We start from the raw sequence: 25,217 nt of genomic DNA, 5'->3' as shown, positions 1-25,217 counted from the left end.
CGCCCCGCTTGGCGAGGAACTGCCCGCTTGCTGGCTCGCCACCGCCCTGCTGCGCGTCTTGCGTCGCAGCGGCAAACCGCTGGCACGGCAGTTGCGGGACTGGTTGAACCGCGAGCTGCTACCCGCGTTGGCGCAGTTGCCACCCGCAGCCCCACGTTGGGAGCAGGCTCTGGCACTGGCGACGGAGGCCGGGGTACAGGTGAGCCATGCGGTGTTGCAAGCAGTGCTGAACCAAGGCATGCGTTGGCAGCATTCGCACTGGTTGCTGACGCTGGATTACACGCCTGACCACCCCTTGCGCCATGCGCATGGACGTTTGTTGGGGCTGAACAGTTCCGCTACGCCCTTGCAGGCGCTGGCGCAGCAGATTGCCACTGCGCAGGGTATTGCCGCGGATAATGGTGAATTGCTGGTGCTGGCGTCAGCGTGTCATCAGCAACTGCGTGGCCGTTTGCAGCGGCAGGCCCGGCGAATGATGCGGACAGGTTGAGCAGGGACTGGGAATCCGCAGTGCGGATGATGATTTACCTGCCGCTTCCGCGCGGTAAACGGGAAAGAGGGCTTGCCTGGCCAAGCCCTCCTTCACCTCCAAGGCCACCCTAGCAAGCATGGCCTGCGGCTGCCCTCCTGGACCCGACCAGGGCGAGGCGGGCCTGAACTCGCGATTTGCTAGCGTCAAATCGCTCAGACATTGCAGGCGCTTAACACCTCGCCCCGGCCACCCGTCGGCATGCTTGACGGGGCCGGTGGCTGCGTTGGTACGGTGGTTCTCTTATCAGGAACACTTGTCGGAGCTGCCCCAATCCCGTCAGCGCGAGCCGACGCAGACGTGCCGCTCAGGGTCTTAAGCGGTCGGCTGTCCGCAGCGGCGCGACGGTAGCGCGCCGCAAGTTCCGGCCGCGCCCTGAGTGGTGCGGCTGGGGCGGGAATTCGATGCGCTGCGGGTCGCCTTTTCTTTGGGTACTTTCTTTTGGCGAAGCAAAAGTAAAGTACCTCGCCTGCGGGGCGAGACCCGCGAAGTTGTCTTTTCCTTTGATTTTAAAAGGGAAATATGTGAAGAAAATCCGCTCACGCGGATGATGTTTTGCATTGCCGCTTCCGCTAGGCCCACGGAAAAGTGATCTTTGCTTGGCCCCCAACAAAAAAGGCCCCTCCCGGAGCCGTTGCGCGCTGAACAATACCGGCGCTACTGCGTCTGGAACGGCAGGCTGTAAGCCTTGTCGCCCAGATGCAGGGTAGCAATCCAGTGACGGCTACCGGTCGCACACACCGGCAGGGTGATGTGCGCCTGCCAATTGGCGCCATCCGCGACAAAGCGGTAGCGGTTGAACCCCATGTCCATGTCTGCCATGGCAAATTCTACGCTGGGCTCGCTGGCAGTCACTCCCTCCAGCCGCATGACAAAAGGCTTGCCGTTTTGCGGGGGAGTGGCAAAACGCAGGCTGCCACCATCCGGCAGGCTGCATGGTCCCTGAGCCATATTGCAGACCAAGGGCTGCGTGGCAGCCGGCTGGTTCTTGTGCTGGAAATACCACCAGATCAGGCCACCCTTGAGCGCTGCCAGCAATATCAGGGCCACGCCGATCAACAGCAGTTTTTTCTGTTTGAGATTCATCGTCATTGCCATGCCCCTCGCATCAGCGCCACCCCGTGCGCACCATGCTGGCGGGCTCGTGGCAGCTCCTGCTGCTGCAAACCACCCAGCGCATACACCGGCAGCGGGATGCCATCTGCCAATACCGCCGTAAAGCCTTGCCAGCCCAGCGGGAGGACACCGGGGTGGCTGGCCGTGGGCTGGACGTGTCCAAGCAAGGCGTAATCCAGGCCGAGCGCTGCCGCCTGTTGTAATTCCTCAGCCGAATGCACTGAAGCCCCCACCCAGTCAAAATCCGGCCGCAGTGCCAGATGCCGCAGACGGGTGCCATTCAGATGCACACCATCCACCGGCCAGCCGGCCAGCCAGTCCGGCTCGGCATTCACCACCACCTTGCCGCCGCGCGCATGTACGATGGCAGCCACGTCGGAGACAAAGGCCTGCAACTGCTGCCGGTTCATGTCCGGTTCACGCACCTGTACCAGCCCGTATGCAGGGCCAGCGGCCAAGGCTTGCAACTGGGCGGCCACGCCAATTTCATGCGCGCATGTGATGGCATAGACGGCAGGCAATTGCAGGGATTTGAGGATAGGCCCGTTGGCTGGCAGCATGGGCTCGACACTGGTCTGGTCTGGCGCTTGCCAGGCAAACTGCTGGCCTTCCTGTGGCTGCGGCTCGCCCTGCCAGTCCCATACCCGGAAAAAGTGCAAGCGCACCGATGCATGTTCGTAGTGATGCACCCGGGTCAGCCAGGGCGTGGCATGGGTCACCGTGATGGCCATTTCTTCTTGCAGCTCGCGCACCAGCGCCTGCATGGCGTTTTCGCCCGGCTCCACCTTGCCGCCGGGGAACTCCCAGTAACCGGCATAGGGCTTGCCTTCCGGCCGGCTACCCAGCATGAAACTGCCATCCGGGCGCATCAGCGCACCAGCTACCACATCGATGATTTTCTTGTCGGAATGCATGATTGTTGTTTGTCTGCCTTAATGTTTCTCGCGGGCGACCACCACACCGCTGGCAATAATGAGCGCTCCGCCCAGCCAAGTGGTGATGCCGGGCATTTCACCAAAAAACAGATAGCCCAGCGCCGCTGCCCACAGCAGGATGCTGTATTCCAGCGGTGCCACCGCCGACAGTTGCACATAGTGCAGTGACAGGGCATTGACGAAATTGGCCAGCCCGCCGCTCAGGCCCAGTAACAGCAGTACCAGCCAGTCGCCCCAGCCGGGCAGCTGCCAGTCGCTACCGGCGGTCAGCGCACTGACACCCAGCATGATCAGCGTTCCCAGCATGGCAATGGTGGCTGGGCTGTCGGTGGCCGACAGCTGGCGCGTCAGCAGCGAGGCCAGGGCATAAGACAATGCAGAACCCACCGCCAGCAGGCTGTAGACATTGAATTGCAGGCCGGACCAGCCACACACCACCAGCACACCCAGCAGGCCCAGTACCACCGCCAGCCATTGCCGCCGCCCAACGCGCTCGCCCAGCCATACCAGGCTGAGCAAGAGCATGAACACCGGGTTGGACAGGGTGATCACCGTTACCGTGGCCAGGGGCAGATGGCGCAAGGCAATGAAGAAAGTGACGATGGTGACCAGCACCACCATGCCGCGTAGCAGATGCCGCCACGGATGGGCGGTGGCCAGCAGCCGGGCCGGTGCACTGCTGTGGCGCAAGCCCAGCACCAGCAGGATGGGCAGGGCAAACAGCGAGCGGAAGAAGATGATCTCCCCCACCGGATAGCCATGGGTCAGCCATTTGGCGCTGGCATCCATCACCGCCAGCAAAAAGATGGCCAGGCTGTACAGCAGGATGCCACGCGCCTTGTGCTGCGGCGGCATGCTGGCGACAGCCACGCTCACTTGCCCAGCTCCGCCTTGCGTTCCTTGGCGCTACGCCCGGCCCAGTCATTGGCAAACTGCCAGGCTACCCGGCCGGAACGGCTGGCACGCAGCTGGCTCCATTGCAGGGCGGCGCGTTCGGCCTCTTTGTCCATAGGCAGGGCAAAGTGTTCCAGCCAGGTTTTGACGGCAGCAAGGTAAGCGTCCTGATCAAACGGATAAAACGACAGCCACAGGCCGAAGCGGTCAGACAGCGAGACCTTCTCCTCGATGGCTTCGCCGGGATGGATTTCGCCATCGCTCACCCAGCCTTCGCGGTTCTCGCTGTGCTTTTCCGGCATCAGGTGACGGCGGTTGGAGGTGGCATACACCAGCATGTTTTCCGCCCGGCGCGCCAGGCCACCATCCAGTGCTGTTTTCAGTGCCTTGTAGGCGTCATCGCCATCCTCAAACGACAGGTCGTCACAGAACAGGATGTAACGCTCCTTGCGACCGGCCACCAGCGCCATGATCTGGGCCAGATCGGACAGATGCTCCTTGTCCACCTCGATGATGCGCAGGCCCTTGTCGGCAAATTCCGGCAGCAAGGCCTTCACCAGCGAGGATTTGCCGGTGCCGCGCGCACCGGTCAGCAGCACATTGTTGGCCGGTTTGCCTTTGACGAACTGGCGGGTGTTACGCACCAGCAGCTTGAGCTGGTTGTCGATATGGGTCAGCCGTGCCAGCGGCAGGGTGTGCGGCTCGTTAACACTCTCCAGCCAGCCGGCCATGCCCTGACGCCGCCAGCGGTAAGCCGCTGCACTCCAGTCCGGCTCGGGTCGGGCCGGTGGCAGCAAGGGTTCGAGACGGGCCAGCAGGGCTTCGGCGCGGGCCAGAAAGGCTTCAAGTTGCTGCATGTCGTTCTCCGGGCAAAAAAACAGGCTGGCACTGCGGCCAACCTGTACGGACTGGATGATGGCGGACTTAGCCGCGCAGGCTGATCACTGGCCAGCCCTGCTCCTTGGCATGCTGGCGCAGGGTGTCGTCCGGATCGACTGCCACCGGGTTGCTGACGATGGACAAGAGCGGCAGGTCGTTGTGCGAATCGCTGTAGAAGAAGCTGCGGCCATAGCTGGCCAGCGTCTGACCGCGTTCGGCCAGCCACATTTCCAGACGGGTGATCTTGCCGGCCTGGAAGCTGGGCACGCCGGTGTGCTTGCCGGTGTAACGGCCATCGGCGGTGCGTTCCAGGTCGATGGCGATCAGGTGTTCGTCATCCACGCCCAGTTCGGCCGCGATGGGGCCGGTGATGAAGCGGTTGGTGGCGGTGATGATGAGGATTTCATCGCCCTGCTGGCGGTGCAGGTTGAGCAGGTCGCGCGCGGCTTGCGGGATGATGGGGCGGATATGCTCGTCCATATAGGCAGCATGCAGCGCGGCCAATTCCGCATTGTCGTAACGGGTGAGCGGTTCCAGCGCAAATTCCAGATACTCGCCAATGTTCAGCGTGCCTGCTTTGTACTGTTCGTAGAAATGATTGTTGCGGTGGTCGTAATAGGCCTGGTCGACTATGCCGCGCTTGATCAGGAAGCGCGGCCATTCGAAATCGGAGTCACCGATCAGCAGGGTGTTATCCAGGTCAAACAGGGCCAGATTGCGTGCTTGGGTCATGTGTCGGAAGAACTCGCGGTTTGCAAAACGTTTTTCACCAAGGGCACGGTGATGGGGCGGCGCAGCGCCAGCGAATAGCGGTCCAGCATGTCCAGCATGCCGATCAGGCTGGACAGGTCGCGCCGCCAGTGGGTAAGCAGATAACGGAACACATCGTCGGCAATGGCCAGCTGGCGGTTGGCCGCATGGGTACGCAACGCGGCCAGCTTGTCGTCGTCGGACAGGGCTTTTACCTCCAGCACCAGTCCCCAGCCCAGGCGGGTACGCAGGTCGTCGCGCACCGCCGCGGCCATCGGCGGCTTGCGCCCGGCCATCAGCAGGCGGCCCTCGCCACTCTCCTTCAGGGAGTTATAAAAGGAGAACAGGGTGATCTGGTCGTCCGGTGCCAGGTCGTCGACATGGTCCACGGCAATGAAGCTGGCTTCGCGAGCAAAGTCCGGCAGATGTTCTTTCTGGCCATCCAGATAAATGGAAGCACGCCCCAGCCGCTCGGCATGGGCAATCCAGGCTTGCAACAGGTGCGTTTTGCCACTGCCGGGCTCGCCCCACAGATAGATGAAACGCTCGCCATCCTCCGCCGTGAGGGCGGTAATCACCTCGCGGTTGCGCTGGGCCAGGAAATTGTCGAAAGCCGGCAGCGGCGTGGGGGTCAGGTCTAGTACTAGCTGGTCCAAGAGTAAGGTCGTGTGGGCCGGTTGAAGTCAGGCTGCAATTTTACGCTGAGATGCCCGCTTGGCGAAACCGCTGCATGGCATTTGTTTAGTGCTTGTTGTTGTATAAAATCGCCAGTTTGCACAGCTCTGCCGTGCTTGTGTCCCCCGCCATCAGCCTGCCCACCACCTTGCCCGACGCACATCCGGGCAACACATTGCAAACTTAGCGCAGCTTTCCCAAGGAAATTCAGTTAAAATACAGTGCTTTCGCATCAGCGAAAGCTTGACGTGAAAATACTTCAAGTTAGCAGAAAGCGAGTTTACCTTGAGCACCCAGTCCCTCAGTTACCGTGATGCAGGCGTGGATATCGACGCCGGCGACGCGCTCGTCGAAAACATCAAGCCCTATGCCAAGCGCACCATGCGCCCGGAAGTTCTCGGTGGTATCGGCGGTTTCGGCGCACTGGTGGAAATTTCCAAAAAGTACAAAGAGCCCGTCCTGGTTTCCGGCACCGATGGCGTGGGCACCAAGCTGAAACTCGCCTTTGACTGGAACCGCCACGACACCGTCGGCATCGATCTGGTCGCCATGAGCGTGAACGACATCCTGGTACAGGGCGCCGAGCCGCTGTTCTTCCTGGATTACTTCGCCTGCGGCAAGCTGGACGTACCGCAAGCCACCGACGTGATCAAGGGTATTGCCGCCGGTTGCGAACAAGCCGGTTGTGCACTGATCGGCGGCGAAACCGCTGAAATGCCGGGCATGTACCCGGTGGGCGAATACGATCTGGCCGGCTTTGCCGTCGGCGTGGTGGAAAAAAGCCAGGTGATCACCGGCCGCACCATCGTACCGGGCGACGTTGTCCTGGGCCTAGGTTCCAACGGTGTGCATTCCAATGGCTACAGCCTGGTACGCAAGATCATCGACCGCGCCCAGCCGGACCTGGATGCAGCCTTTGATGGCGACAAGAGCCTGCGTGACGCCGTGATTGCGCCGACCCGCATTTACGTGAAACCGCTGCTCAAGCTGATGCAGACCCTGCCGGTCAAAGGCATGGCCCACATCACCGGCGGTGGCATCACCGAAAACACCCCGCGCGTGCTGCCGGACAATGTCGTTGCCCAACTGGATGCCAACAGCTGGGAGCTGCCCAAGCTGTTCCAGTGGCTGCAGAAGGAAGGCAATGTGGACAGCCAGGAAATGTACCGCACCTTCAATTGTGGCATCGGCATGGTGGTGATTGTGGCCGAAGAGCATGTGGCAGCCGCCACCGCCCTGCTGCAGCAGGAAGGCGAAACCGTACATCGCCTGGGCACGGTGCGCGCCCGCAACGGTGACGAACACCAGACCCAGATTTCCTGAGTCCGGCAGTGACACCGAACGGCGCCGCTAGCACTGCTGGCGGCGCTTGTTTTTTTACTGGCAAGCAGCATCGCACCTGCTGCAAAAATATGTATCCATGAAGAATATCGTCATCCTGATTTCCGGCCGCGGCTCCAATATGCAGGCCATTGTCGACGCCAATATCGCGGGCGCACGCATTGCCGCCGTGATATCCAATCGCCCTGATGCCGCTGGCCTCGCCTGGGCAGCCGAACGTGGCATTGCCACGGCCGTGGTGGACCACAAGGCCTATGCCAGCCGCGAGGACTTCGATGCTGCACTGGCCCAGGTCATTGATGGCTTCCAGCCGCAGCTGGTGGTGCTGGCCGGTTTCATGCGCATCCTGACCGCCGGTTTTACCCGTCGCTACGAAGGCCGCATGCTCAACATCCATCCGTCCTTGCTGCCCGCTTTCCCCGGCTTGCACACCCATGCACGGGCACTGGAAATGGGCTGCAAGGTAGCTGGTTGCACCGTGCACTTTGTCACGGCGGAACTGGATCACGGGCCCATCGTGTCGCAAGGGGTGGTCAGCCTGCTGGAAAATGACACACCGGACAGCGTGGCCGCGCGGGTATTGCAGCTGGAACACCAGCTCTACCCCGATGCTGTGCGCCGCTTTGTGGCTGATGAGCTGAACATTATTGATGGCCGGGTTGCCTCGCCAGACCAGCCGCCCGGCAGCCTGATGGCCCCGGCGCCGTAATTCCGGCATCAGCATGAAGACACCACTGCGGGTCTTTGCCCTTGCCCTGCTGGCTTCCGTGCTGCTGCACCTGGCCATGCTGGGTTCCGGCCTGCTGCCGGATGCCGTCATCGAACTGCCACCCGATCAGGCACTGCGCAAGATTGACGTCAAGATGCAGGCACTGGCGCTGGACACTCCGGCACCACCCGCAGTACCCACTGCCCGGCTGCTGCCTGTCGGCCCGGCGGTCGTCTCCGCCCCGTATCCGCCATCGGCCAGAAAGCACAAGCCCAAACACGATGCTTCCGCCGCGCGAGCCAAAGCAGACTCGGTAGCGGACAAGTCGGTGGAGCAAGCGACCGCGCAGGCAGATGCCAGTCAGCCCGCCGCAGAAAACAGCAAGACCGCCGACGCCAGCATGCCGGTGGCAGAACACCCGGCATCAAAGCCGGAAAAGCACGCCAAGGCGGAAGAAGCCAGTGCACCGGTAGACAGCAACAAGGACAGACCCGCCGGTTATCTGACCCCGGCCAGCCCCTTACACCGCTTTCCACGGCAAGCAAAACTGGGCTATCAGACCTTCTATAATGGTGCGATGGTGGGCAGCGGCGGTCTGGATTGGCAACACGATGGCCACACCTACAAGCTGGAGATTCGCTTCAACCCGGTTATCGGCGGGAACCGACGCTATCTTTCGCAAGGGCAGTTAAATCAGCACGGCCTGCTGCCTGACAGCCTGCAAGCCTGGGTAGGCCAGGAAGCCAAGGAGTCCGCCCGCTTTGACTGGTCTGCCGGCATGCTGCATTTTGGCGACCAGGCCGACAAGGAAGTCGCCTTGCGCAGCGGGGCGCAGGATGTATTCAGCCTGGCTTTCCAGCTCGGCCTGAAGGGTGGCCAGCTTGGCACGGCCCCGCTACAAATCACCACCGGGAAAAAGGTTTATGAATACCCGATGACCCCCAGTGGTGAAACCGATTACGACACCGGCTCCGGCAAGATCCGGGTGATTGTGTTCCGCGCCAAGGGCGAGGACGACATCACCGAATTCTGGCTGGCTCCGGATTTCTCCAACCTGCCGGTGCGCATCTCACGCATCGACAAAAGCAAGCGGGTGGAACTGCGCGCCGTGCTGATCAATGTTGACGGCACCGAGCAATGGCGCCTGCCCGCTCGCCCCATGACCCGGAATAACCGTTAATGAATATCAGCCATAGCCAACTGAAACATATCGAAACCGTCATCGGCCAGATGACCCGCTTTGACCGTCCGGCCGATGCCGTGCTGTCCGCCTACTTCCGCGAAAACGTGAAGCTGGGTTCCAACGACCGTCACCTGATTGCGGAAACCGCCTTTGGCTGCCTGCGCCGCCTGATCCAGTTCCGCGCCCTCATCGCCCCGGAAAAAGCCACGCCGCGCCGCCTTGCCATGGTGGCCCTGATGCGTCTGCAAAAGCTCAACATCAAGGAAATGGCTGACTGCACCAGCGCGGGCGAGCGCGAATGGTTGGGTAGCGTCAAGGGCAAGACACTGGACGACAGCTTGTCCGTGGCAGCCGAACTGCCGGAATGGGTGATCGAGCGCCTGGCGGAGAAAGACCCGAAAGACGTGCTGGCACTGGGCCTGAGCCTGATGGAACCCGCCCCGCTCGACCTGCGCGTCAACACCCTGAAAATGAAGCGCGATGAAGTGATGGACCGTTTGCGCGCCGATGGCATGCCGTGCGAACCCACGCCTTATTCTCCGGTCGGTATCCGTCTGCAAGGCAAGCCCTCGCTGAGCAAGTACGAGCTGTTCAAGTCCGGTGCCATCGAAGTACAGGACGAAGGCAGCCAGCTCTTGGGCCTGATTACCGGCGCGCGCCGTGGTGAAATGGTGGTGGACTTCTGTGCCGGTGCCGGTGGCAAAACCCTGCTGCTGGGTGCGCAAATGGCCTCCAGCGGCCGACTGTACGCCTTTGACGTGTCGGAAAAGCGTCTGGCCAACCTCAAGCCGCGCCTGGCCCGCTCCGGTCTGTCCAATGTTCACCCGCAGCTGCTGGCACACGAAAACGACAGCAAGGTGAAGCGTCTGGCCGGCAAGGCCGACCGCGTGCTGGTGGATGCGCCTTGTTCTGGCCTGGGCACGCTGCGCCGCAATCCGGACCTGAAATTCCGCCAAAGCCCGGAAAGCGTGGCCGAGCTGAACGTCAAGCAAACCGCCATCCTGGCCTCGGCAGCGCGTCTGGTCAAAGTGGGCGGCCGTCTGGTGTACGCCACCTGCAGCCTGCTGCCACAGGAAAACCGCGACATCGTGGAAGCCTTCCTGGCCGCGCACCCGGACTTCAGCCTGCTGCCGATGGATGCCGCGCTGGCCGAGCAGAAAATCCCGCTGCAAATTGGCGATTATCTGGAACTGAAACCACATTTACATAATTCTGACGGTTTCTTTGCCGCGGTTCTGGTCAGAAAAGCAGATTGACCTTATCATTAGAGTATTAGCAGAATCGAAAATACTGTTCAATCCAGAATGATTTGCGTTTCGGCTCTGCTACTCTCTTGATAAACCGATGGAGTTCCCACCCCCATGTCCGACTCCAGAGTCGCCCGGCGCCTGGGCCAGCACGGCCTGCGCGCCAGCCGCCGCCTGAGATATCTGTATTTGTCCGTGGCACTATGGCGACGCCGGGCACCTATCTGGATTGCCGCCATCCTCATCGGCCTGGTGGCCGCCGTATTTGCCAATGGCAGCCATCTGTCACACGCGCTGTTCTACCAGATTTACGACCAATCGCCGTTTTGGGCGCTGTTGATCACTCCGGCCGGCCTCGGGATGTCGGTCTGGCTGTTGCGCACCTGTTTTGAAGGGGCTGGCGGCGGCGGCATTCCACAAACCATCATTGCCATGCAGCCGGGCATGCATGCGCTGCGCGCGCGCATCCTGACCATGCGCGCTGCCGTGGGCAAAATGGTACTGACGCTGATCGGCGTGGGCTGTGGTTCCACCATGGGTTATGAAGGCCCCATCGTGCAGGTGGGTGCCGCCATCAAGTATTCCCTTAATCGCGAGGCCGCCTTGCGCCATGAGGGCGTGGCACGCAGCTTTATCCTGGCCGGTGCAGCCGCTGGCGTAGCGGCGGCCTTCAACACCCCGCTGGCCGGCATTGTGTTCGCCATCGAGGAAATGGGCCGCACCTTCGACCAGCGCGCCAGCTCCACCATCTTGCTGTCGGTGATTCTGGCCGGTATCACTGCCATTGCCGTATTGGGCGATTACAACTATTTCGGCGTGGTGTCCGTCGCGCTGGAACTGCGCTCGGGCTGGATGGCCATTCCGGTGTGCGGCCTTATCGGCGGCATCATCGGCGGGCTGACTTCACGCGCTATTCTGGCGCTGGCCGACCGCCTGCCTGGCCCCTTGCATGACTGGCGCAGCCACTACCCCATCCTGTTTGCCATTGCCTGTGGCTTGCTGCTGGCCTTGATCGGTATTGGCAGCGATGGCATCACTTTTGGCACCGGCTATTTTCGTGCCAAGGAAATCATTGAAGGTGGCGGCAGCAGCATGCAGGAATACGGCATTCTCAAGCTGCTGTCGCTGATCATCACCTATATCAGCGGCGCACCCGGCGGCATGTTTGCCCCCTCCTTGGCGGTGGGCGCAGGCTTTGGTCTGAACATATCATTGCTGCTGCCGTTTTTGCCCCAGGCTGCCATGGTGCTGTTGGGTATGGTGGCGTTTTTCTCCGGCATGACCCGCGCACCGATGACCGGCTTTGTCATAGTGATGGAAATGACTTCATCCTCGTCCACCATGATCATCCCGCTGATGGCCACAGCCCTGATGGCAGCCAATGTGTCGCGCTTCATGAACCGGCATGCCTTGTATGATGGCCAGGCGGAGATATTCCTGCGCCAGCTGCGCGCACGTCATCAGGCAAATTGACCGGGACGGCCCGCTTACGTACAATAACCCATTGATTCAGTCAAGTATTCAGGGTCAGCCCGGCGCCGGCCCTTTCACAGCAAGGAATTCCCCATGGATACCCAGGAAATCATCAAGCAGACCGTTACCGAAAACCCGGTTGTGTTGTTCATGAAAGGTTCGGCCCAGTTTCCGCAGTGCGGCTTTTCCTCGCGCGCAGTGCAAATCCTGAAAGCCTGTGGCGTAGAAACCATCAAGACCGTTGACGTGCTGCAAGACCCGGAAATCCGCCAGGGCATCAAGGAATTCTCCAACTGGCCGACCATTCCGCAGCTGTACGTGAAGGGTGAATTCATTGGCGGTTCGGACATCATGTACGAGATGTATCAGTCCGGCGAACTGCAACAAGTGCTCGAAGGCCTGTAAACCCGGTCACACGTATGCTCCAAAACCCGGCCATGCCGGGTTTTTTTGCGTCATTTTCAAGATGCACATATCCACCCGGAATTCCCTGTCTTACAATTCAGCCATAACAGACAGGCAAGGCAGCGCCCTTTTCGTAGCGGATACCTGACAGACATGACCTCCTCCCAAGCTGACGGCTTCTATGCCGCTCCGGACCAAAGTGCCAGCCCGTTGACTGCCAACGGTGGCACGGCCATGCCGATTGATGAAATCTGGAAAGCCCTGGTCAACGACCAGCTGGTACCGTATTTCCAGCCGATTGTGAACATCCAGACCCGCCGCGTGATCGGTGCCGAAGCGCTGGCGCGCTGGCGTCACCCGGCGCTGGGCGTGCTGTCCCCCATCACCTTTGTGCCGGTGATGGAAGAGCGTGGCATGATTCGCGAACTGACCGAACTGATTCTGGAAAAGTCCCTGTATGCCTGCCGCGACTGGCTGGATCAGGGTTTCGACCTGAATGTATCGATCAACCTCTCGGCCCAGTTGCTGGCCGACCCGCAACTGAGCTCCCACCTTACCCAGAAAACACGTCTGGCCGGATTGACCGCTGCCAACCTGACTCTGGAGTTTTCCGAGAGCACCTTACGCCAGCACTGGACGGTAGCCGACACCCAGCTGGCTACACTGCGCCAGGCCGGTTTTGGCGTGATGGTGGATGAGTTCGGCATTGGCGTGGGGCTGACCGACAAACTCAAGTCCAGTCACTTCAGCGGCCTGAAAACCGATCGTGCCTTTGTCCATGGCGCAGGGGATAACCAGCACTTGCGTGCCATCCTGCAAGAAGCCCTGGAGCTGGGGCAACGTGAAGGCCTGCAGACCATTGGCATGGGCGTGGAAGATGCCGGAGACCTCTCTGTCCTGACAGAACTGGGTTGCAATGCAGTACAAGGTTATATCTGCTCGGCGCCATTGCCTGCATCAGGGTTAATCCCGTGGATTTCCAGCTGGGAAAAGCGGTAGAATATCGCCCCATACCTCATTCAAAGACCGGCCGCGGCAACAAGGCCGGTTTCGCATATCTGAAACAAGCTGCCATTGCGGTTCACAAGACCGGCATCGGCAGCTTTTTCGCAAGGTTGGGAACAAAAACATGAATATCCACGTAGTCAACCATCCGCTGGTACAGCATAAACTTGGCCTGCTGCGCGAAGGCGATATCAGCACCATGAAATTCCGCCAGCTCACCCAGGAACTGGCACGTCTGCTGGCCTACGAAGCCACGCGTGACTTCGAACTGGAAGCCACCACCATCGACGGCTGGTGCGGCAAGATCGACGTGCAGCAAATCAAGGGCAAGAAAGTCACGGTCGTTCCCATCCTGCGCGCCGGTATCGGCATGCTGGACGGCGTGCTGGATCTGGTGCCTTCCGCCAAGATCAGCGTGGTGGGCCTGGCCCGCAACGAAGAAACGCTGGAGCCGGTGTCCTACTTCGAAAAATTCGTCGACAGCCTGGACGAGCGCATCGCCATCATCATCGACCCGATGCTGGCAACCGGCGGCTCCATGGTGGCCACCATCGAACTGCTCAAGCGCAAAGGCTGCAAGCAGATCAAGGCCGTGGTGATGGTAGCAGCCCCGGAAGGCGTGAAGGTGGTCAACGATGCCCATCCGGACGTGCAACTGTACGCGGCATCGCTGGACAGCCATCTGAATGAAAACGGCTACATCATTCCGGGCCTGGGTGATGCCGGTGACAAGATTTTCGGCACCAAGCACGTTTGAGTCCTGCCCATGCCAGCAACACGCCGCTCATCTTCAACCGAAGTAGCGGCGTTTTTTGCAGGCCATGCCGCCCCTGCCCCGTATACAAGGAAGGCCTACCGTGTTGAGTCCCCATCAGGCGATTGATCAGGATTTTCTGCTGCGCTTTCCCGACGGCTTGCAGGATGCCGCATGGCAGGCACTGGCCAAAAAACACCGCAGCGTGGACAGCGTCATCACGCTTTGTCAGCAAGGTTTGAGTGAGAAAACCATGCAGCAGGCGCTGAATGACGGCAATCTGGCCGCCATCAGCGAAACCTGCCGCCAGATCATAGGCCGCAGCACCACGGTAAGCACTTTCGAGAAGATGGCGTTTCGCAATTACCTGGGCTTTCGCGATGTGCACCTGCCGTTTGCCCAGGTCTTGTATCGCCTGTTACACCAGTTTGGCCCGGACAGTTTTTCTGACTTTGTCGAAGTGCTGCAGCTGTGCCGCAACGACGGCAATGCCAATCCGGCCAAGTGGCCGGTAGTGACCTGCTTTCTGGCCTACAGCCAGCCGGATGTGCATGTGTGCATCAAGCCCACCACCATCAAGAAGGTGGCGGCGCGGCTGGGCGTGGACATTGCCTATCGTCCCTTGCCCAACTTCGATACCTATTCACGGGTACAGGCCATGGTGCAGGACTTCCGGCAACACAGCGTGCTGGCCAGCGAGCAGAGCAACATCATTGCCCAGGCCATCATGTATTGCACGGTCTGAGTCAGCGTCAGACCAAGCCCATTTCAATTTCAACAAAAACAGGGAAATCCCATTATGTTCCAACACGTGAAGGTGGCCATCTCCGGCGCCCAGATCCTGTTCGTCGCTTTTGGCGCACTGGTTCTGGTTCCGCTGCTGACCGGCCTCAACCCGGCCATGGCCTTGCTCGGTGCCGGCATCGGCACCTTGCTGTTCCAGCTGTGTACCGGTCGTCAGGTACCCATTTTCCTGGGCAGCTCCTTTGCCTTTATCGGCCCCATCATCTACTCCATGCATACCTGGGGCCAGGGTGCCACCATGTTCGGCCTGTTTGCCGCAGGTTTCATGTACTTCGTGTTTGCCGCCATCGTGCGTTGGCGTGGCATGGCCATGGTCAACAAGCTGCTGCCGCCGGTGGTGATCGGCCCGGTCATCATGATCATCGGTCTGTCGGTCGCTACCGCAGCCTCCGGCATGGCCATGGGCCAGGCTGGCGGCAAGCAGATCATGCCGTATGAAACCTCCATGCTGCTGGCCGCGATTTCGCTGGCCACCACCATCATCGTGTCCATCTACGCCCGTGGCATGTTCAAGCTGGTGCCCATCCTGGCCGGCGTCACCGTGGGTTATATCGCCGCCGCCTTCCTGGGCGTGGTGGATTTTGCCAAGCTGGCCAATGCCCCGTGGTTTGCCGCACCGGTATTCCACAGCCCGGAGGTCAACTGGTCTGCCGCGCTGTTCATGCTGCCGGTGGCCATTGCCCCGTCCATTGAACATATCGGTGGTGTAATGGCCATTGGCGGCGTCACCGGCAAGGACTTCACCAAGACGCCGGGCCTGCATCGCACCCTGATGGGTGATGGCCTGGGTGTGTGCGTGGCCGGCCTGATCGGCGGTCCTCCGGTGACCACCTATGCCGAAGTGACCGGCGCGGTGATGATTACCCGCAACTTCAACCCGGTCACCATGACCTGGGCCGCCGTATTTGCCATCTGCATGGCCTTCTTCGGCAAGTTCAATGCCCTGCTGCAATCCATCCCCATGCCGGTGATGGGCGGCATCATGGTGCTGCTGTTCGGTACCATCGCCTCCATCGGCCTGAAAACGCTGATTGAAGCCAAGGTGGACCTGATGCAGCCGCGCAATCTGGTGATCATTTCGGTCGTGCTGACTGCCGGTATCGGTGGCCTGACGCTGAAACTGGGCGGGCTGGAACTGGCCGGCGTGGGTCTGTGCTCGATTCTGGCCATGGCGCTGAACCTGATTCTGCCCAAATCCTCCGCCAGCCATGACGGCATTGTCGAAGGGCAGGACATCTGAACACCTGAGCAGGCTGCAATACAGACAACCCCTTCTCGCTTTCTGAGAGGAAAGCGAGGCGCCCTTCTTCAATTAGCAAGGCAAGGGTGGGGGATAGGGAATAGATGGGAAGGCTGCGGAAGCAATAGCTTAATCGAAAGGCCCGGCTTTGCCGGGTCCAGTACAATCGCATCAAATAACTTTGTCAGCAGCCTGAAGCGCGGACTATCCGCGCTTTTTCTTTATATAAATCAGATACGTCGCAATATTACCGCTTCATGTCCGGATGATGAACGACAGCTTGCCGGGCAGATTGGATAATGTTGAAACTCTGTTGAAGTTTCTTCAGGGCTTGCTGTGCATCAGCAAGCCACTGCCGTCAGGGGCAGACAGCAAACTCCTTTATTGTGACATTGAAAACGCCATCTGTCGATGGCGTTATTTTTTTGTTCTGATTCTAGACCGGTCCATGCAAGGGTATGGGGCGTAGTCTGGCCATTTTCAACACATCTTCATAACGCCCATTACGCAGGGCATACGCGCGCAAACAGGCCTCTTCGACAAAGCCATGTTTGCGGTACAAGCCCAACGCAGCGGCATTGTCGGTGAATACCGTCAGTTCCACCCGGTGCAGGCCCAGCCAGTTATCGGCCAAGTCCAGCATGGCCTGCAGCAAGGCGGAACCCACCCCCTGCCCTTGCCATTCGCGCTGCACCGCCATGCCCAGGCTGGCGCCATGCGCGAGTCTTGGTGCACATTCCCGCCACAGTGAACCATGGGCAATCACCTGGCCTTCGGCCGTTTCCAGCAATAGCGCATGATGCAGCGGATCGCTAGCCGCCAGCCGCTGTTGCCACAGCTGGATGGAGGGATAAGGGAGCTGCAGGGTATTGCCGTAACAGAGCGGATCGCTCATCAGCGCGCGCAGTGCTGCGGCATCTGCCGGACCCGGTTTGCGAATGTGGTACGAGCTCATGCCTGTCCCCCTGCTGGCCAGTGCAGCCGTGCCATCACCACGCTGTCCACATAACGGCCATCTTGCAGGATGTCCTGCCGCACCACGCCCTCATGCTGGAAGCCAAAGCGCTCATACAGCGCAATGGCGCGCTGATTGTCCTGCTGGGCCATCAGTTGCAGCCGGATCAGCCCCAGCCAGTTATCGGACAGCTCCAGCAAGGCCTGCATCAGTGCGCGCCCCACACCCTTGCCCTGCCATTCATCACGGACCAGCAGGAACAGGTCGGCCACATGGCGGCAACGCGCCTGCGGCAGGATGGTGAGCCCGGCGCTGGCGATCACTTCGTCAGCAGCATCACAGGCCACCAGCCAGTGACAGGATGGAGACAGCTGTTGCAGCTTGTGCTGCCAGTCGGCGGCCGACTGGTAGGGCTGCTGTGAAGTATGGCGTACCACGCCGGGGGCGGATTGCAGCCGCGCCATGGCGGCGGCGTCTTCCGGCTCGATGCGGCGGATATGAAATGACATGCGGCAATGCTCCCGTAAGGCAGGTTCCAGCCAGATAGCATGACATCATTAGCAACAGAATGGCGAGTAAACAAGCGGTTTTAACAAGCAACAGCCCCGTTTCATTACTGAAAACGGGGCTGCATCGCTCAGCAAGTGAACCAGAGCGCTCAGCGGCTGCGGCAGGCCTTGTCCACCAGATACATCAGGTTCTGGTAGGGAATGCCGCCATTGGCCGACAGGCCGATCTCACAAGTCACGCTGTTGGAGAAGCCGCTGCCGCAGTCTTTCACCTGTGCTTTGAGGCCGGTGAGTGCACTGCTGTTGAGCTCAGGATGGCTAAAGCCCTTGTCTCCGGCAAAGCCGCAGCAGGTGATGCCCTGTGGTTCTACCACCGTGCTGGCGCAACGTTTGGCCAGCGCATTCAGCATGGCGGCCTGACCGGTCTTGCGCATGGAGCACACCACATGCAAGGCCACGCTTTCTTGCTGCGGGGTGAAGGCCAGATGTTCGGCAGCCACTTCCTGTACAAAGCGGGTGACGTCATACACTTGCAGACGCGTGTCCTGCAGCCCTTCGAGCATGCTGGCGGTACACACGCCATTGTCGACAATCACCGGCCAGCGGCCATTGTCACTGGCCTGCAGCAAGGCTGTTTCCAGTTCGGACAGCTTACTGGCGGCAGCATCGGCTGCGCCCTTGGACTTGAATGGTGTGCCGCAGCACAGGCCGTCCATCTGCTGCGGGTAGACAATCTCATAACCCGCCTTGCCCAGTACCGAGGCCACCACCTCGTTCAACGGGCGCAGGTCCGGCTGCGCCTTGGCCGGAGCAAAGGTGCGCGTGAGACAGGATGGCAGGTACACCACCTTGCGCTCACCCGGTTTGCCAGCATCCAGCCGCAACTTGCTGGCAGCACGCGGGAAGTATGGTGTCCAGTACGGAATACGCCGGCCCACCACGCGGCGCAAGCTACGCATCAGCACCCCGGTGGCGGCATTACCGGCCACACTTTGCACGGTTTGCAGTGCGCGCAAGCCAAGGCGTGCACCGGCGGTGGCGGTGCCATAGTGGCTGGCCAGGGTGTTGGCCAGCGCCCAGCCGGTATCGCTCAGATTCTGCTGGCGCAGCTGACTGGTGAGCGCGCCGGTGTTGATACCCACCGGACAGGCGGATTCGCACAGCCCACAGGTAGTACAGGTTTCATCACCGGCAAACTGGTAGCTTTCACGCAATGCCTCCAGCCGGGATGGGTCCTTGCCGCTTTGTTCCAGCGAGGCCATTTCGCGGTTGGCGACAATGCGCTGGCGCGGCGTCAGGGTAATGGCGCGGCTGGGGCACATCACTTCGCAGAAACCACACTCAATGCACTTGTCGATCAGCGTATTGGCCGAGGGAATCGGCTTCAGGTTGCGGATATGCAGCAGCTTATCGTGGGTGATGATCACGTCCGGATTCAGAATGCCATCCGGGTCGAACAGGGCTTTAAGCTCCTGCATGATGCGATACGCCGCCGGGCCCCATTCCATCTCGACAAACGGTGCCATATTGCGGCCGGTGCCGTGCTCGGCCTTGACTGCCCCTTCGTATTCCACTGCCACCAGCTTGCACACGTCCTCGATAAAGGCTTCGTAGCGCTTGATTTCGGCTTCGCCGGAGAAATTGGGCGTGAACACGAAGTGCAGGTTACCCTCCAGCGCATGGCCGAAGATGATGGCTTCGTCGTAATGGTACTGGCGGAACAAGGCCTGCAGCTTGAGCGTGCCTTCGGCCAGATGTTCGATGGGGAACACCACGTCTTCGATGATGACCGTAGTTTCCGCCGCACGCATGGCGCCTACACTGGGGAACATACCCTTGCGGATATTCCACAAGCGGGTGTATTCCTCGGCCACATCGGTAAAACGAATACCGGACAGATTGGGAATACCCGCAACATAAGCACAGATGGCCTCGATCTGCGCGCTGAGTGCGACTGCATCGCGGGCACGGGTTTCGATCAGGATGGCGGCAGCCTCGTCGCCCAGCGTCTTGAGCTCCGCCGGCACCCCGGCCTTGTTTTCCACCGAGCGCAAGCTGGCGCGGTCCAACAGTTCGGCCGAGGACACCACATCCTTGTGCTGTGCCAGCAACTGGATGGCGTCACAGGCATCCTTGATGGTGGGGTACAACACCAGCGCCGAGGCCTTATTGGGCAGCTCTTCCACCGTGTGGTAAGTCGCCTCGGACACAAACGCCAGCGTGCCTTCGCTGCCGACGATCAGGTGCAGCAGCATGTCCAGCGGATCGGCAAAATCCACCAGCGCATTCAGGCTGTAGCCGGTGGTGTTCTTCATCTTGTACTTGCGGCGGATACGCGCTTCCAGCTCGCCGTCGGCACGGATACGGCCTGCCAGTGCATCCAGCCCGGCCAGCAGGCCGGCATGGGATTGGCGGAAGGCTGCCACACTGGCAGCATCGCCGGTGTCCAGCACCGTGCCGTCGGCCAGCACCAGTCGCAGACTCTTGATGGTCTGGTAGGTGTTTTGCGCAGTACCGCAGCACATGCCGCTGGAGTTGTTGCTGACAATGCCGCCTATCATCGCCGAATTGATGGTGGCCGGGTCGGGGCCGATCTTGCGGCCAAACGGCAGCAAGGCGGCATTGGCCGCCGCGCCGATCACCCCCGGTTGCAGGCGGATGGCCCGCCCCTCATCCAGCACTTGCAGGTCTTTCCAACCGTGATTGGCCACCACCAGAATGGAATCACTCACCGCCTGGCCGGATAGCGAAGTCCCGGCGGCGCGGAAGGTGACCGGCAATTTCAATGCCGCGGCCTGGGCCAGCACCGCCTGCACTTCGGCCTCGGAATGGGTCTGGATGACAATTTTCGGCACCAGCCGGTAACAGGACGCATCCGTCCCGTAAGCCAGGGTGGACAGTGGATCGGTAAAGACCCGTTTGGCGTCGATCACATCGACAATGGCTTGATGAAACAGCCGGTAAGCACCTTGCAGCATGAACTCTCTCCGCGGCGCGGGCAGCTGTTCTGTGTCGGCTTGCCACGCCAGGTTGCGCACACCTCCCGCAGAACTACAGCAACGGGCAGATGGTCCCAAGAATGTTGAAGCGGCATAGTGCCACATCTGGCATTTCTGCCCATCAAGGGATTACCCTGTCAGCCTGAAGGATTACCGATGAAACAGCACAGAAAAGGACCGCGACATGCTGATGCAGATTGATCAAGCCACATTGCTGGTAGTGGATATCCAGGACAAGCTGTTACCGGCGGTGGACCAGGCCGACGCCATGCTGGCAGCCAGCCTGTGGCTGGTGGGCGTGGCCCACGATACCGGCTTGCCCATCGTGTTTTCCGAACAATATCCGCGTGGCCTGGGCCACACCGAAGCCAGCCTGCTGGCACTGGCTCCCCAAGCCAGCGTGGTGGAAAAACTGCACTTCTCCTGCGTGGCGGCCGACTGTCTGCCCGACAGCCTGCTGGCACGCAAACAGGTGATTGTCTGCGGCATGGAAACCCATGTCTGTGTCTTGCAGACGGTGCTGCAATTACTGGCACAGGGCAAGCAGGTGTTTGTGGTGGCCGATGCGGTGGCCAGCCGTCGTGACAGCGACAAGCAACTGGGCTTGCAACGCATGCAGGCGGCAGGGGCGGTATTGGTCAGTAGGGAAATGGTGCTGTTTGAAATGCTTGGCGTCGCTGGCAGTGAACTGTTCAAGGCCATGAGCAAGAAGTATCTGATGGGTGTGCAGCCGGACTGAACCAGATGGACAGCTGCCGGGATGGACGTCTGGCCGAAGAGTGGTCTCTTCGGCCAGACTGCCCGATGGCGGCTATGCCGCTCTGTTTTCTCCTTTGCAGACTGGCGCAGGACGGTGATTGCAAGGAGGAGGGAGCAATCACCCGTCGCCAGCTACTGCCCAAAATATAGCAAATGGCGTGCCAGAAACTCCAAGCATTTGATTTTATTGCTTATAAAAAATTTCAAGCCACGTCCGTCAGCCATTCCCCATCCTATACAAGCAGCGATGGCACCACGATGGTGCACTCACTTTTCCACACGCACCAGCCTGCGCCCGGCTCTCCCTGTAGCGCAGCGGACGGACTGTGCTAGCATCGGCACTCATTCCGACAACCACCACCCCATGCAGGACACACACTTCATGACCACCAGCTTCAAGGATATTCTGGAAACCTTGCCCGCCACCGATGGCATCGCCGCTATTGTGCTACTGGATGCCGCCGGTGAAACCCTCACCCGTCTGGAAAACAAGCCGGGCACCGCCGGTTCGGTACGGGTTTACCATGCCCTGATCAAGAAACACAGCCACATCAACCGCGCAGCAGCCCAGGAAGGCCTGCAGTTGTACGCGGAACATACTGCCGACGCGCGTCTGAATCCGGGTAAACATCCGAATATCGATCGCCTGCTGGCCATTGCCGAAGAAAATGCCCCCGGCCTGCGCGCCCGCATCGTACTGGAAAACGACTAAGAGCCGCTAACAAAAACCTGCTGCTGCGTTGCGCTTCCTTGCCGTACCCTTGTACTGTCGGCCTCGGCGCGCCTTGCCCCAGGGACGCTACGCTATTTTGTCAGCCGCGCTAAGCCACCAGCCTTCGCCTGACTGACCCGGCCTGTGCCAGGTCGGTCAAGGCTTACTTGCGCTAGCAGGTGCAGGCGTTTTAGCTTGTTACCAGCTCTCCGGCAGCACACCAAACAGCGATATCACCGCATACACCCCACTGAAGAAGAAGGTGGCGACAATCAGCCACTGCACACTGCGGTGGGCATACCAGCCACAAACGAACTCGCTACTCACATCGCCTCGTCGCCGTGCCGCATTCAGCAGCAGCACCGGAATGATGCCCATCAGCACACCACCAAATGTGCCGGCGAAGTACAGCGCATTGACGAAGCTGGCAATACCCGAATACGCCAGCAGGAATGGCGGCAGGGCAACCACAACCAGTACCAGCAGGCGTTTGCCTGTTTGCTGTTCGCTCCCCAGACGGAAGTGGTCGAAGATATTGGTGAACAGGCAGCCACCCAGGCCCCAGTAGGAAGTCAGCATGGCCAGCAAGGCGAAGATATTGGCGGTGTAGTAAGCCCATTGCCCCAGCTTAGTGTGGCTACCTGGGTCAGGTTGTCGCTGCCAACCAGGGCAATCACCGACGCCGGAATAAGCGCGACAAAGACAAAGGTCAGCGCCATGCCGGCCACAATGAGACCGGGCAGCTTGCGCGGTGCAGTCAGGTTGCCGCGCACCAGTTCCGGTACCAGAAACTGCGCGCCAAACACAAACACGGCCAGATTGAATACCGGCACCACATACTGCCAGTGACTGAGCCACAGATTACTCAGCCGCGCATCCTGACTGACGATGGAGGCCATAATCAATGCCAGGATGATGACAATCATGCTGATGCTGATCAGCTTGTTACCGGCACCCAGTACCTTCAGCCCCAGATACAACACCGCGACCGACGGCACGATGAACAGGATGCTACCCAGCTCCCTGCTCATGCCATAAGCACCGAGCAAGTCCAACATGATGCTGCCACTACCGGCCATGTAAGCCGTCAACGCGCCAAAGCTGTTGGCCGCCACCGCCAGAAACAGCAACCAGCCGCCCGCACCACCCAGATAGCGCCGTGCCAGACCGCTAAGCTGATGATTGCCACGGGTACGCAGTGCTACTTCCGTCAGGTAGAGCATGGTGATGGTGCACAACACACAGGTCAGTGCCAGACATAGCAACAGTGGGACATATCCGGTCTTGCGCGCTGCAAAAGCGATGCCCAGCACACCAGCCCCGATATTGGTGCCAAAAATGATGCCGATGGTTTCCAGCCTGCTGATGGGCTGCACCAGAAGGCCAGAGTCTGCATGGGACGGCTCAGCCGCCAGTTCACTTGAATGCATGAAAGCTCCGGGGATGTATGACATGCAGCCGGTCAGCGTGGAAACCACACCGACGCAGCCGGCAACAGGTTTCACTGCGTATGGGAGTACAGTTTGAAGGCGATACGCCAACGCCCCTGGCGCTTGCACAGCGAGACGTAATCGGTGAACACCTTCCCGGCCAATGGCGTTTGCAGCTCGGCCATGGCGGCATTGCCGCACAGGCGGATTTCACCGATCTGCAAGCCATAAGGCTCACCCTGTGCATGCGGCGAAACGCGTGTTTGCAGCAGATTGCGGTATTGGGTCTGGTCCAGCCGTGACTCGTTACCGTCAATGTCGCCAAGCAGCATGGCATCGGGACGGAAGGCCTCAGCCAGTTTTTCCGGGCGGCCGTAATACAGGGCCTGGTAATAGGCAGTGAGTGCCTGGCGGATCTGTTCGATATCAGACGAGCAAGACATGCGGTTCTCCAGTTCGGTCTAGCGGGAAGATGGCCCGGTATTCTTGGTTGGCGACAGGCCGGCAGGTGCCAGCTTGCTCAACAGCTGCATCAGCCAGGACGGCTGACGGTTTTCATCGGCGGCCAGATCGACCTGCCCCACCGCATGGCGCACCAGACGGCCACCGATATAGCGTATGGGTTCGGGAGGGAAGTCGCGCTGCAAGCCCTGCACCAGACCACAGCGCGCCCATTCGTTGTCTTGCCCGAGTGCCAGCGCCGCCAGGATACGGCCTCCCAGCATGGAGGGGCCGACGCCATTACCGGAATAGCCGATGGCGTAGAGCACATTCGGCTGCTGCGGCAGCGCACCGAAATGCGGCAAGCCGTTAAAAGTGCGGTCGATGGGGCCGGTCCAGTTGCTGACGACATCGGCGGCCTGCACGCCCGGATAGGCACGGCGCAAATGGACAGCCACCGTGTCTGCAATGTCTGATGGCCCATTCAGCTTTTCGGCCAGCCGGCCCCCATACACCAGCTGCTCACTGCCACCGCCTTTGCCAAATACGATGCAGCCATCCGGCGTGGTGCGGTAGTAATGCACCAGCATGCGGCTATCGGAGATGGTCATACCATTGACCCAGCCGATAGACTGCAGCAAGTCCGGCAAGGGGCGTGTCATCACCACATCACTGGATACCACGACAAAGGCCTTGCGGATGTCGGCAAACTGCGCGGCCCAGGCATTCATGGCCAGAATCACCTTGCTGGCACGCACGCTGCCCTGCGCACATTGCACCCGGGCCGGGAAGCCTGCTTCCAGCCGCTGCATCGGTGAAGACTCATACACCTTGACCCCAAGCTTGCGGGCATGACGCAACAGGCCACGTGCCAGCATGGCCGGCTGGATCGAGGCCGACACCGGCTCGAACACACCATCCAGATGCAGGCTGGAACCACCCAGTTGCGCCGCCTGTCCGGCAGCCAGACGCAGAAAAGGTGATTGACCCAGGCGCTCCAGTTGGCTGGCCGTGCTTTCCCAACTGCCTAGCTGGGCAGTAGTGGTGGCAGCCCACAGCCAGCCGTCCAGCCGCAGCTGGGCAGCAATGTCGTGCTGCTGGCAAAAGGTCTCCAGCTCGAAAATGGCCTGTGACGACAGCTGGCACAGGCGCAGGGCTTCGGCCTCGCCACACATCTTGGCCAATGACTGGTATTTGGCCCACAGACTGAGCACGAAACCGCCATTACGGCCACTGGCACCACTGCCACACAGACGGGCTTCGACCATCACGACTTCGGTATCCGGGCTGGCTTCCTTGATACGGATGGCACTCCACAGGCCGGTGAATCCACCACCGACAATGCAGACATCTGCATTGACATCCTGCATCAAAGGAACGGGGACTTCCGGGTTTTCCTGCGCTAGCACAGCACTCAGCCAAGGGCTGAACTGGCTGCAGCGGGTGATGAGAGATGACATGCGGCAATGCTCC

27 protein-coding genes are annotated in these 25,217 nt (G+C 60.4%); 13 read left to right on the top strand and 14 right to left on the bottom strand.

Features of this window, described 5'->3' with window-relative positions:
• On the top strand, nucleotides 1-490 hold a 490-nt coding region (locus tag HWX34_RS11345), incomplete at its 5' end, for a hypothetical protein (RefSeq protein ID WP_178972333.1).
• A gap of 354 nt (nucleotides 491-844) precedes the next feature.
• Here HWX34_RS11345 and HWX34_RS11340 read toward each other — a convergent pair.
• The 7 genes from HWX34_RS11340 to hda all read right to left on the bottom strand — a co-directional run bounded on the left by HWX34_RS11340 (nucleotide 845) and on the right by hda (nucleotide 5,759).
• The gene (locus HWX34_RS11340) at nucleotides 845-1,090 is read right to left on the bottom strand and encodes a hypothetical protein (RefSeq protein ID WP_178972332.1); all 246 of its coding nucleotides are present in this window, start codon (nucleotides 1,088-1,090) and stop codon (nucleotides 845-847) included.
• Between the two features lie 96 nt (nucleotides 1,091-1,186).
• Complete coding sequence (locus tag HWX34_RS11335; RefSeq protein ID WP_178972331.1) at nucleotides 1,187-1,615, bottom strand: hypothetical protein; 429 nt, start codon at nucleotides 1,613-1,615, stop codon at nucleotides 1,187-1,189.
• A gap of 2 nt (nucleotides 1,616-1,617) precedes the next feature.
• Entirely contained in the window at nucleotides 1,618-2,559 is a 942-nt protein-coding gene (locus HWX34_RS11330; RefSeq protein WP_178972330.1) for a Nudix family hydrolase, read from the bottom strand.
• 18 nt (nucleotides 2,560-2,577) lie between these two features.
• Complete coding sequence (locus HWX34_RS11325) at nucleotides 2,578-3,456, bottom strand: DMT family transporter (protein ID WP_178972329.1); 879 nt, start codon at nucleotides 3,454-3,456, stop codon at nucleotides 2,578-2,580.
• A complete protein-coding gene (locus HWX34_RS11320; RefSeq protein WP_178972328.1) occupies nucleotides 3,453-4,331 on the bottom strand; it encodes an ATP-binding protein in 879 nt (292 codons plus the stop codon). The genes HWX34_RS11325 and HWX34_RS11320 overlap by 4 nt, the downstream gene beginning before the upstream one ends.
• 67 nt (nucleotides 4,332-4,398) lie before the next feature.
• Nucleotides 4,399-5,085, bottom strand: coding sequence for an HAD family phosphatase (locus tag HWX34_RS11315; RefSeq protein ID WP_178972327.1), 687 nt, complete (start codon nucleotides 5,083-5,085; stop codon nucleotides 4,399-4,401).
• Entirely contained in the window at nucleotides 5,082-5,759 is a 678-nt protein-coding gene (gene hda, locus HWX34_RS11310) for a DnaA regulatory inactivator Hda (protein WP_045847287.1), read from the bottom strand. The genes HWX34_RS11315 and hda overlap by 4 nt, the downstream gene beginning before the upstream one ends.
• A 304-nt stretch (nucleotides 5,760-6,063) precedes the next feature.
• Here hda and purM point away from each other — a divergent pair, with 304 nt between their 5' ends.
• From purM to HWX34_RS11260, 10 genes are all read left to right on the top strand, one after another.
• A complete protein-coding gene (gene purM, locus HWX34_RS11305) occupies nucleotides 6,064-7,101 on the top strand; it encodes a phosphoribosylformylglycinamidine cyclo-ligase (RefSeq protein WP_062788176.1) in 1,038 nt (345 codons plus the stop codon).
• Between the two features lie 97 nt (nucleotides 7,102-7,198).
• Nucleotides 7,199-7,828 carry a phosphoribosylglycinamide formyltransferase gene (gene purN, locus HWX34_RS11300; RefSeq protein WP_178972326.1) on the top strand — a complete coding sequence of 210 codons (630 nt, stop codon included), beginning with the start codon at nucleotides 7,199-7,201 and terminating at the stop codon, nucleotides 7,826-7,828.
• A 13-nt stretch (nucleotides 7,829-7,841) separates the two neighbouring features.
• Nucleotides 7,842-9,008 carry a DUF3108 domain-containing protein gene (locus HWX34_RS11295; protein WP_178972325.1) on the top strand — a complete coding sequence of 389 codons (1,167 nt, stop codon included), beginning with the start codon at nucleotides 7,842-7,844 and terminating at the stop codon, nucleotides 9,006-9,008.
• A gap of 5 nt (nucleotides 9,009-9,013) precedes the next feature.
• A complete protein-coding gene (locus HWX34_RS11290) occupies nucleotides 9,014-10,267 on the top strand; it encodes an RsmB/NOP family class I SAM-dependent RNA methyltransferase (RefSeq protein ID WP_370459729.1) in 1,254 nt (417 codons plus the stop codon).
• Between the two features lie 105 nt (nucleotides 10,268-10,372).
• A complete protein-coding gene (locus HWX34_RS11285) occupies nucleotides 10,373-11,731 on the top strand; it encodes a chloride channel protein (RefSeq protein WP_178972323.1) in 1,359 nt (452 codons plus the stop codon).
• Nucleotides 11,732-11,824: 93 nt separating this feature from the next.
• A complete protein-coding gene (gene grxD / locus HWX34_RS11280) occupies nucleotides 11,825-12,136 on the top strand; it encodes a Grx4 family monothiol glutaredoxin (RefSeq protein WP_045847283.1) in 312 nt (103 codons plus the stop codon).
• A 153-nt stretch (nucleotides 12,137-12,289) separates the two neighbouring features.
• A complete protein-coding gene (locus HWX34_RS11275; protein ID WP_178972322.1) occupies nucleotides 12,290-13,135 on the top strand; it encodes an EAL domain-containing protein in 846 nt (281 codons plus the stop codon).
• Between the two features lie 130 nt (nucleotides 13,136-13,265).
• Nucleotides 13,266-13,898, top strand: a complete 633-nt coding sequence (gene upp, locus HWX34_RS11270) for a uracil phosphoribosyltransferase (protein ID WP_178972321.1) — start codon at nucleotides 13,266-13,268, stop codon at nucleotides 13,896-13,898.
• A 100-nt stretch (nucleotides 13,899-13,998) separates the two neighbouring features.
• Nucleotides 13,999-14,640 (top strand): hypothetical protein, encoded by a 642-nt coding sequence (locus HWX34_RS11265; RefSeq protein WP_370459725.1) that lies wholly within the window; start codon nucleotides 13,999-14,001, stop codon nucleotides 14,638-14,640.
• Between the two features lie 54 nt (nucleotides 14,641-14,694).
• Entirely contained in the window at nucleotides 14,695-15,939 is a 1,245-nt protein-coding gene (locus HWX34_RS11260) for a uracil-xanthine permease family protein (protein WP_178972320.1), read from the top strand.
• A gap of 436 nt (nucleotides 15,940-16,375) precedes the next feature.
• On the opposite strand, the gene HWX34_RS11255 is transcribed toward HWX34_RS11260, so the two are convergent.
• The 3 genes from HWX34_RS11255 to HWX34_RS11245 form a co-directional block, all read right to left on the bottom strand.
• Nucleotides 16,376-16,894 carry a GNAT family N-acetyltransferase gene (locus HWX34_RS11255; protein ID WP_178972319.1) on the bottom strand — a complete coding sequence of 173 codons (519 nt, stop codon included), beginning with the start codon at nucleotides 16,892-16,894 and terminating at the stop codon, nucleotides 16,376-16,378.
• The gene (locus HWX34_RS11250; RefSeq protein ID WP_089085569.1) at nucleotides 16,891-17,403 is read right to left on the bottom strand and encodes a GNAT family N-acetyltransferase; all 513 of its coding nucleotides are present in this window, start codon (nucleotides 17,401-17,403) and stop codon (nucleotides 16,891-16,893) included. Before HWX34_RS11250 ends, HWX34_RS11255 begins: the two co-directional genes overlap by 4 nt.
• 149 nt (nucleotides 17,404-17,552) lie before the next feature.
• Nucleotides 17,553-20,381: an FAD-binding and (Fe-S)-binding domain-containing protein gene (locus tag HWX34_RS11245; RefSeq protein WP_178972318.1), complete on the bottom strand. Its 2,829-nt coding sequence runs from the start codon at nucleotides 20,379-20,381 to the stop codon at nucleotides 17,553-17,555.
• A 205-nt stretch (nucleotides 20,382-20,586) separates the two neighbouring features.
• On the opposite strand from HWX34_RS11245, the gene HWX34_RS11240 reads away from it, so the two are divergent.
• Together HWX34_RS11240 and HWX34_RS11235 are read left to right on the top strand one after the other, a co-directional pair.
• On the top strand, nucleotides 20,587-21,141 hold the full coding sequence (locus tag HWX34_RS11240; protein WP_178972317.1) for a hydrolase: 555 nt from the start codon (nucleotides 20,587-20,589) through the stop codon (nucleotides 21,139-21,141).
• Nucleotides 21,142-21,543: 402 nt separating this feature from the next.
• The gene (locus HWX34_RS11235; RefSeq protein ID WP_178972316.1) at nucleotides 21,544-21,873 is read left to right on the top strand and encodes a DUF2322 family protein; all 330 of its coding nucleotides are present in this window, start codon (nucleotides 21,544-21,546) and stop codon (nucleotides 21,871-21,873) included.
• Between the two features lie 198 nt (nucleotides 21,874-22,071).
• On the opposite strand, the gene HWX34_RS21105 is transcribed toward HWX34_RS11235, so the two are convergent.
• The 4 genes from HWX34_RS21105 to HWX34_RS11220 form a co-directional block, all read right to left on the bottom strand.
• A complete protein-coding gene (locus HWX34_RS21105; RefSeq protein ID WP_218645149.1) occupies nucleotides 22,072-22,452 on the bottom strand; it encodes an aromatic amino acid transport family protein in 381 nt (126 codons plus the stop codon).
• Nucleotides 22,446-23,303: an aromatic amino acid transport family protein gene (locus tag HWX34_RS11230; protein WP_218645148.1), complete on the bottom strand. Its 858-nt coding sequence runs from the start codon at nucleotides 23,301-23,303 to the stop codon at nucleotides 22,446-22,448. The genes HWX34_RS21105 and HWX34_RS11230 overlap by 7 nt, the downstream gene beginning before the upstream one ends.
• A 71-nt stretch (nucleotides 23,304-23,374) precedes the next feature.
• Nucleotides 23,375-23,746 (bottom strand): nuclear transport factor 2 family protein, encoded by a 372-nt coding sequence (locus HWX34_RS11225; protein ID WP_178972315.1) that lies wholly within the window; start codon nucleotides 23,744-23,746, stop codon nucleotides 23,375-23,377.
• A gap of 18 nt (nucleotides 23,747-23,764) precedes the next feature.
• Nucleotides 23,765-25,204, bottom strand: coding sequence for an FAD-dependent oxidoreductase (locus HWX34_RS11220; protein WP_178972314.1), 1,440 nt, complete (start codon nucleotides 25,202-25,204; stop codon nucleotides 23,765-23,767).
• Nucleotides 25,205-25,217 lie beyond the last annotated feature (13 nt).

The organism is Aquitalea sp. LB_tupeE, from assembly GCF_013391415.1.
In the GTDB taxonomy this organism is placed as follows: domain Bacteria; phylum Pseudomonadota; class Gammaproteobacteria; order Burkholderiales; family Chromobacteriaceae; genus Aquitalea.
Note: the sequence above shows the minus strand (reverse complement) of the source record. Positions and strands in the feature narration are given on the sequence as shown.

Bases quoted from the DNA above. Each gene is read 5' to 3' on its own strand.
- HWX34_RS11340 (WP_178972332.1), bottom strand. From the start codon at position 1,090: ATGCAAAACATCATCCGCGTGAGCGGATTTTCTTCACATATTTCCCTT.
- HWX34_RS11335 (WP_178972331.1), bottom strand. From the start codon at position 1,615: ATGAATCTCAAACAGAAAAAACTGCTGTTGATCGGCGTGGCCCTGATA.
- HWX34_RS11330 (WP_178972330.1), bottom strand. From the start codon at position 2,559: ATGCATTCCGACAAGAAAATCATCGATGTGGTAGCTGGTGCGCTGATG.
- HWX34_RS11320 (WP_178972328.1), bottom strand. From the start codon at position 4,331: ATGCAGCAACTTGAAGCCTTTCTGGCCCGCGCCGAAGCCCTGCTGGCC.
- HWX34_RS11315 (WP_178972327.1), bottom strand. From the start codon at position 5,085: ATGACCCAAGCACGCAATCTGGCCCTGTTTGACCTGGATAACACCCTG.
- purN (WP_178972326.1), top strand. From the start codon at position 7,199: ATGAAGAATATCGTCATCCTGATTTCCGGCCGCGGCTCCAATATGCAG.
- HWX34_RS11295 (WP_178972325.1), top strand. From the start codon at position 7,842: ATGAAGACACCACTGCGGGTCTTTGCCCTTGCCCTGCTGGCTTCCGTG.
- HWX34_RS11285 (WP_178972323.1), top strand. From the start codon at position 10,373: ATGTCCGACTCCAGAGTCGCCCGGCGCCTGGGCCAGCACGGCCTGCGC.
- grxD (WP_045847283.1), top strand. From the start codon at position 11,825: ATGGATACCCAGGAAATCATCAAGCAGACCGTTACCGAAAACCCGGTT.
- HWX34_RS11275 (WP_178972322.1), top strand. From the start codon at position 12,290: ATGACCTCCTCCCAAGCTGACGGCTTCTATGCCGCTCCGGACCAAAGT.
- upp (WP_178972321.1), top strand. From the start codon at position 13,266: ATGAATATCCACGTAGTCAACCATCCGCTGGTACAGCATAAACTTGGC.
- HWX34_RS11260 (WP_178972320.1), top strand. From the start codon at position 14,695: ATGTTCCAACACGTGAAGGTGGCCATCTCCGGCGCCCAGATCCTGTTC.
- HWX34_RS11255 (WP_178972319.1), bottom strand. From the start codon at position 16,894: ATGAGCTCGTACCACATTCGCAAACCGGGTCCGGCAGATGCCGCAGCA.
- HWX34_RS11250 (WP_089085569.1), bottom strand. From the start codon at position 17,403: ATGTCATTTCATATCCGCCGCATCGAGCCGGAAGACGCCGCCGCCATG.
- HWX34_RS11245 (WP_178972318.1), bottom strand. From the start codon at position 20,381: ATGCTGCAAGGTGCTTACCGGCTGTTTCATCAAGCCATTGTCGATGTG.
- HWX34_RS11240 (WP_178972317.1), top strand. From the start codon at position 20,587: ATGCTGATGCAGATTGATCAAGCCACATTGCTGGTAGTGGATATCCAG.
- HWX34_RS11235 (WP_178972316.1), top strand. From the start codon at position 21,544: ATGACCACCAGCTTCAAGGATATTCTGGAAACCTTGCCCGCCACCGAT.
- HWX34_RS21105 (WP_218645149.1), bottom strand. From the start codon at position 22,452: ATGCTGACTTCCTACTGGGGCCTGGGTGGCTGCCTGTTCACCAATATC.
- HWX34_RS11230 (WP_218645148.1), bottom strand. From the start codon at position 23,303: ATGCATTCAAGTGAACTGGCGGCTGAGCCGTCCCATGCAGACTCTGGC.
- HWX34_RS11225 (WP_178972315.1), bottom strand. From the start codon at position 23,746: ATGTCTTGCTCGTCTGATATCGAACAGATCCGCCAGGCACTCACTGCC.
- HWX34_RS11220 (WP_178972314.1), bottom strand. From the start codon at position 25,204: ATGTCATCTCTCATCACCCGCTGCAGCCAGTTCAGCCCTTGGCTGAGT.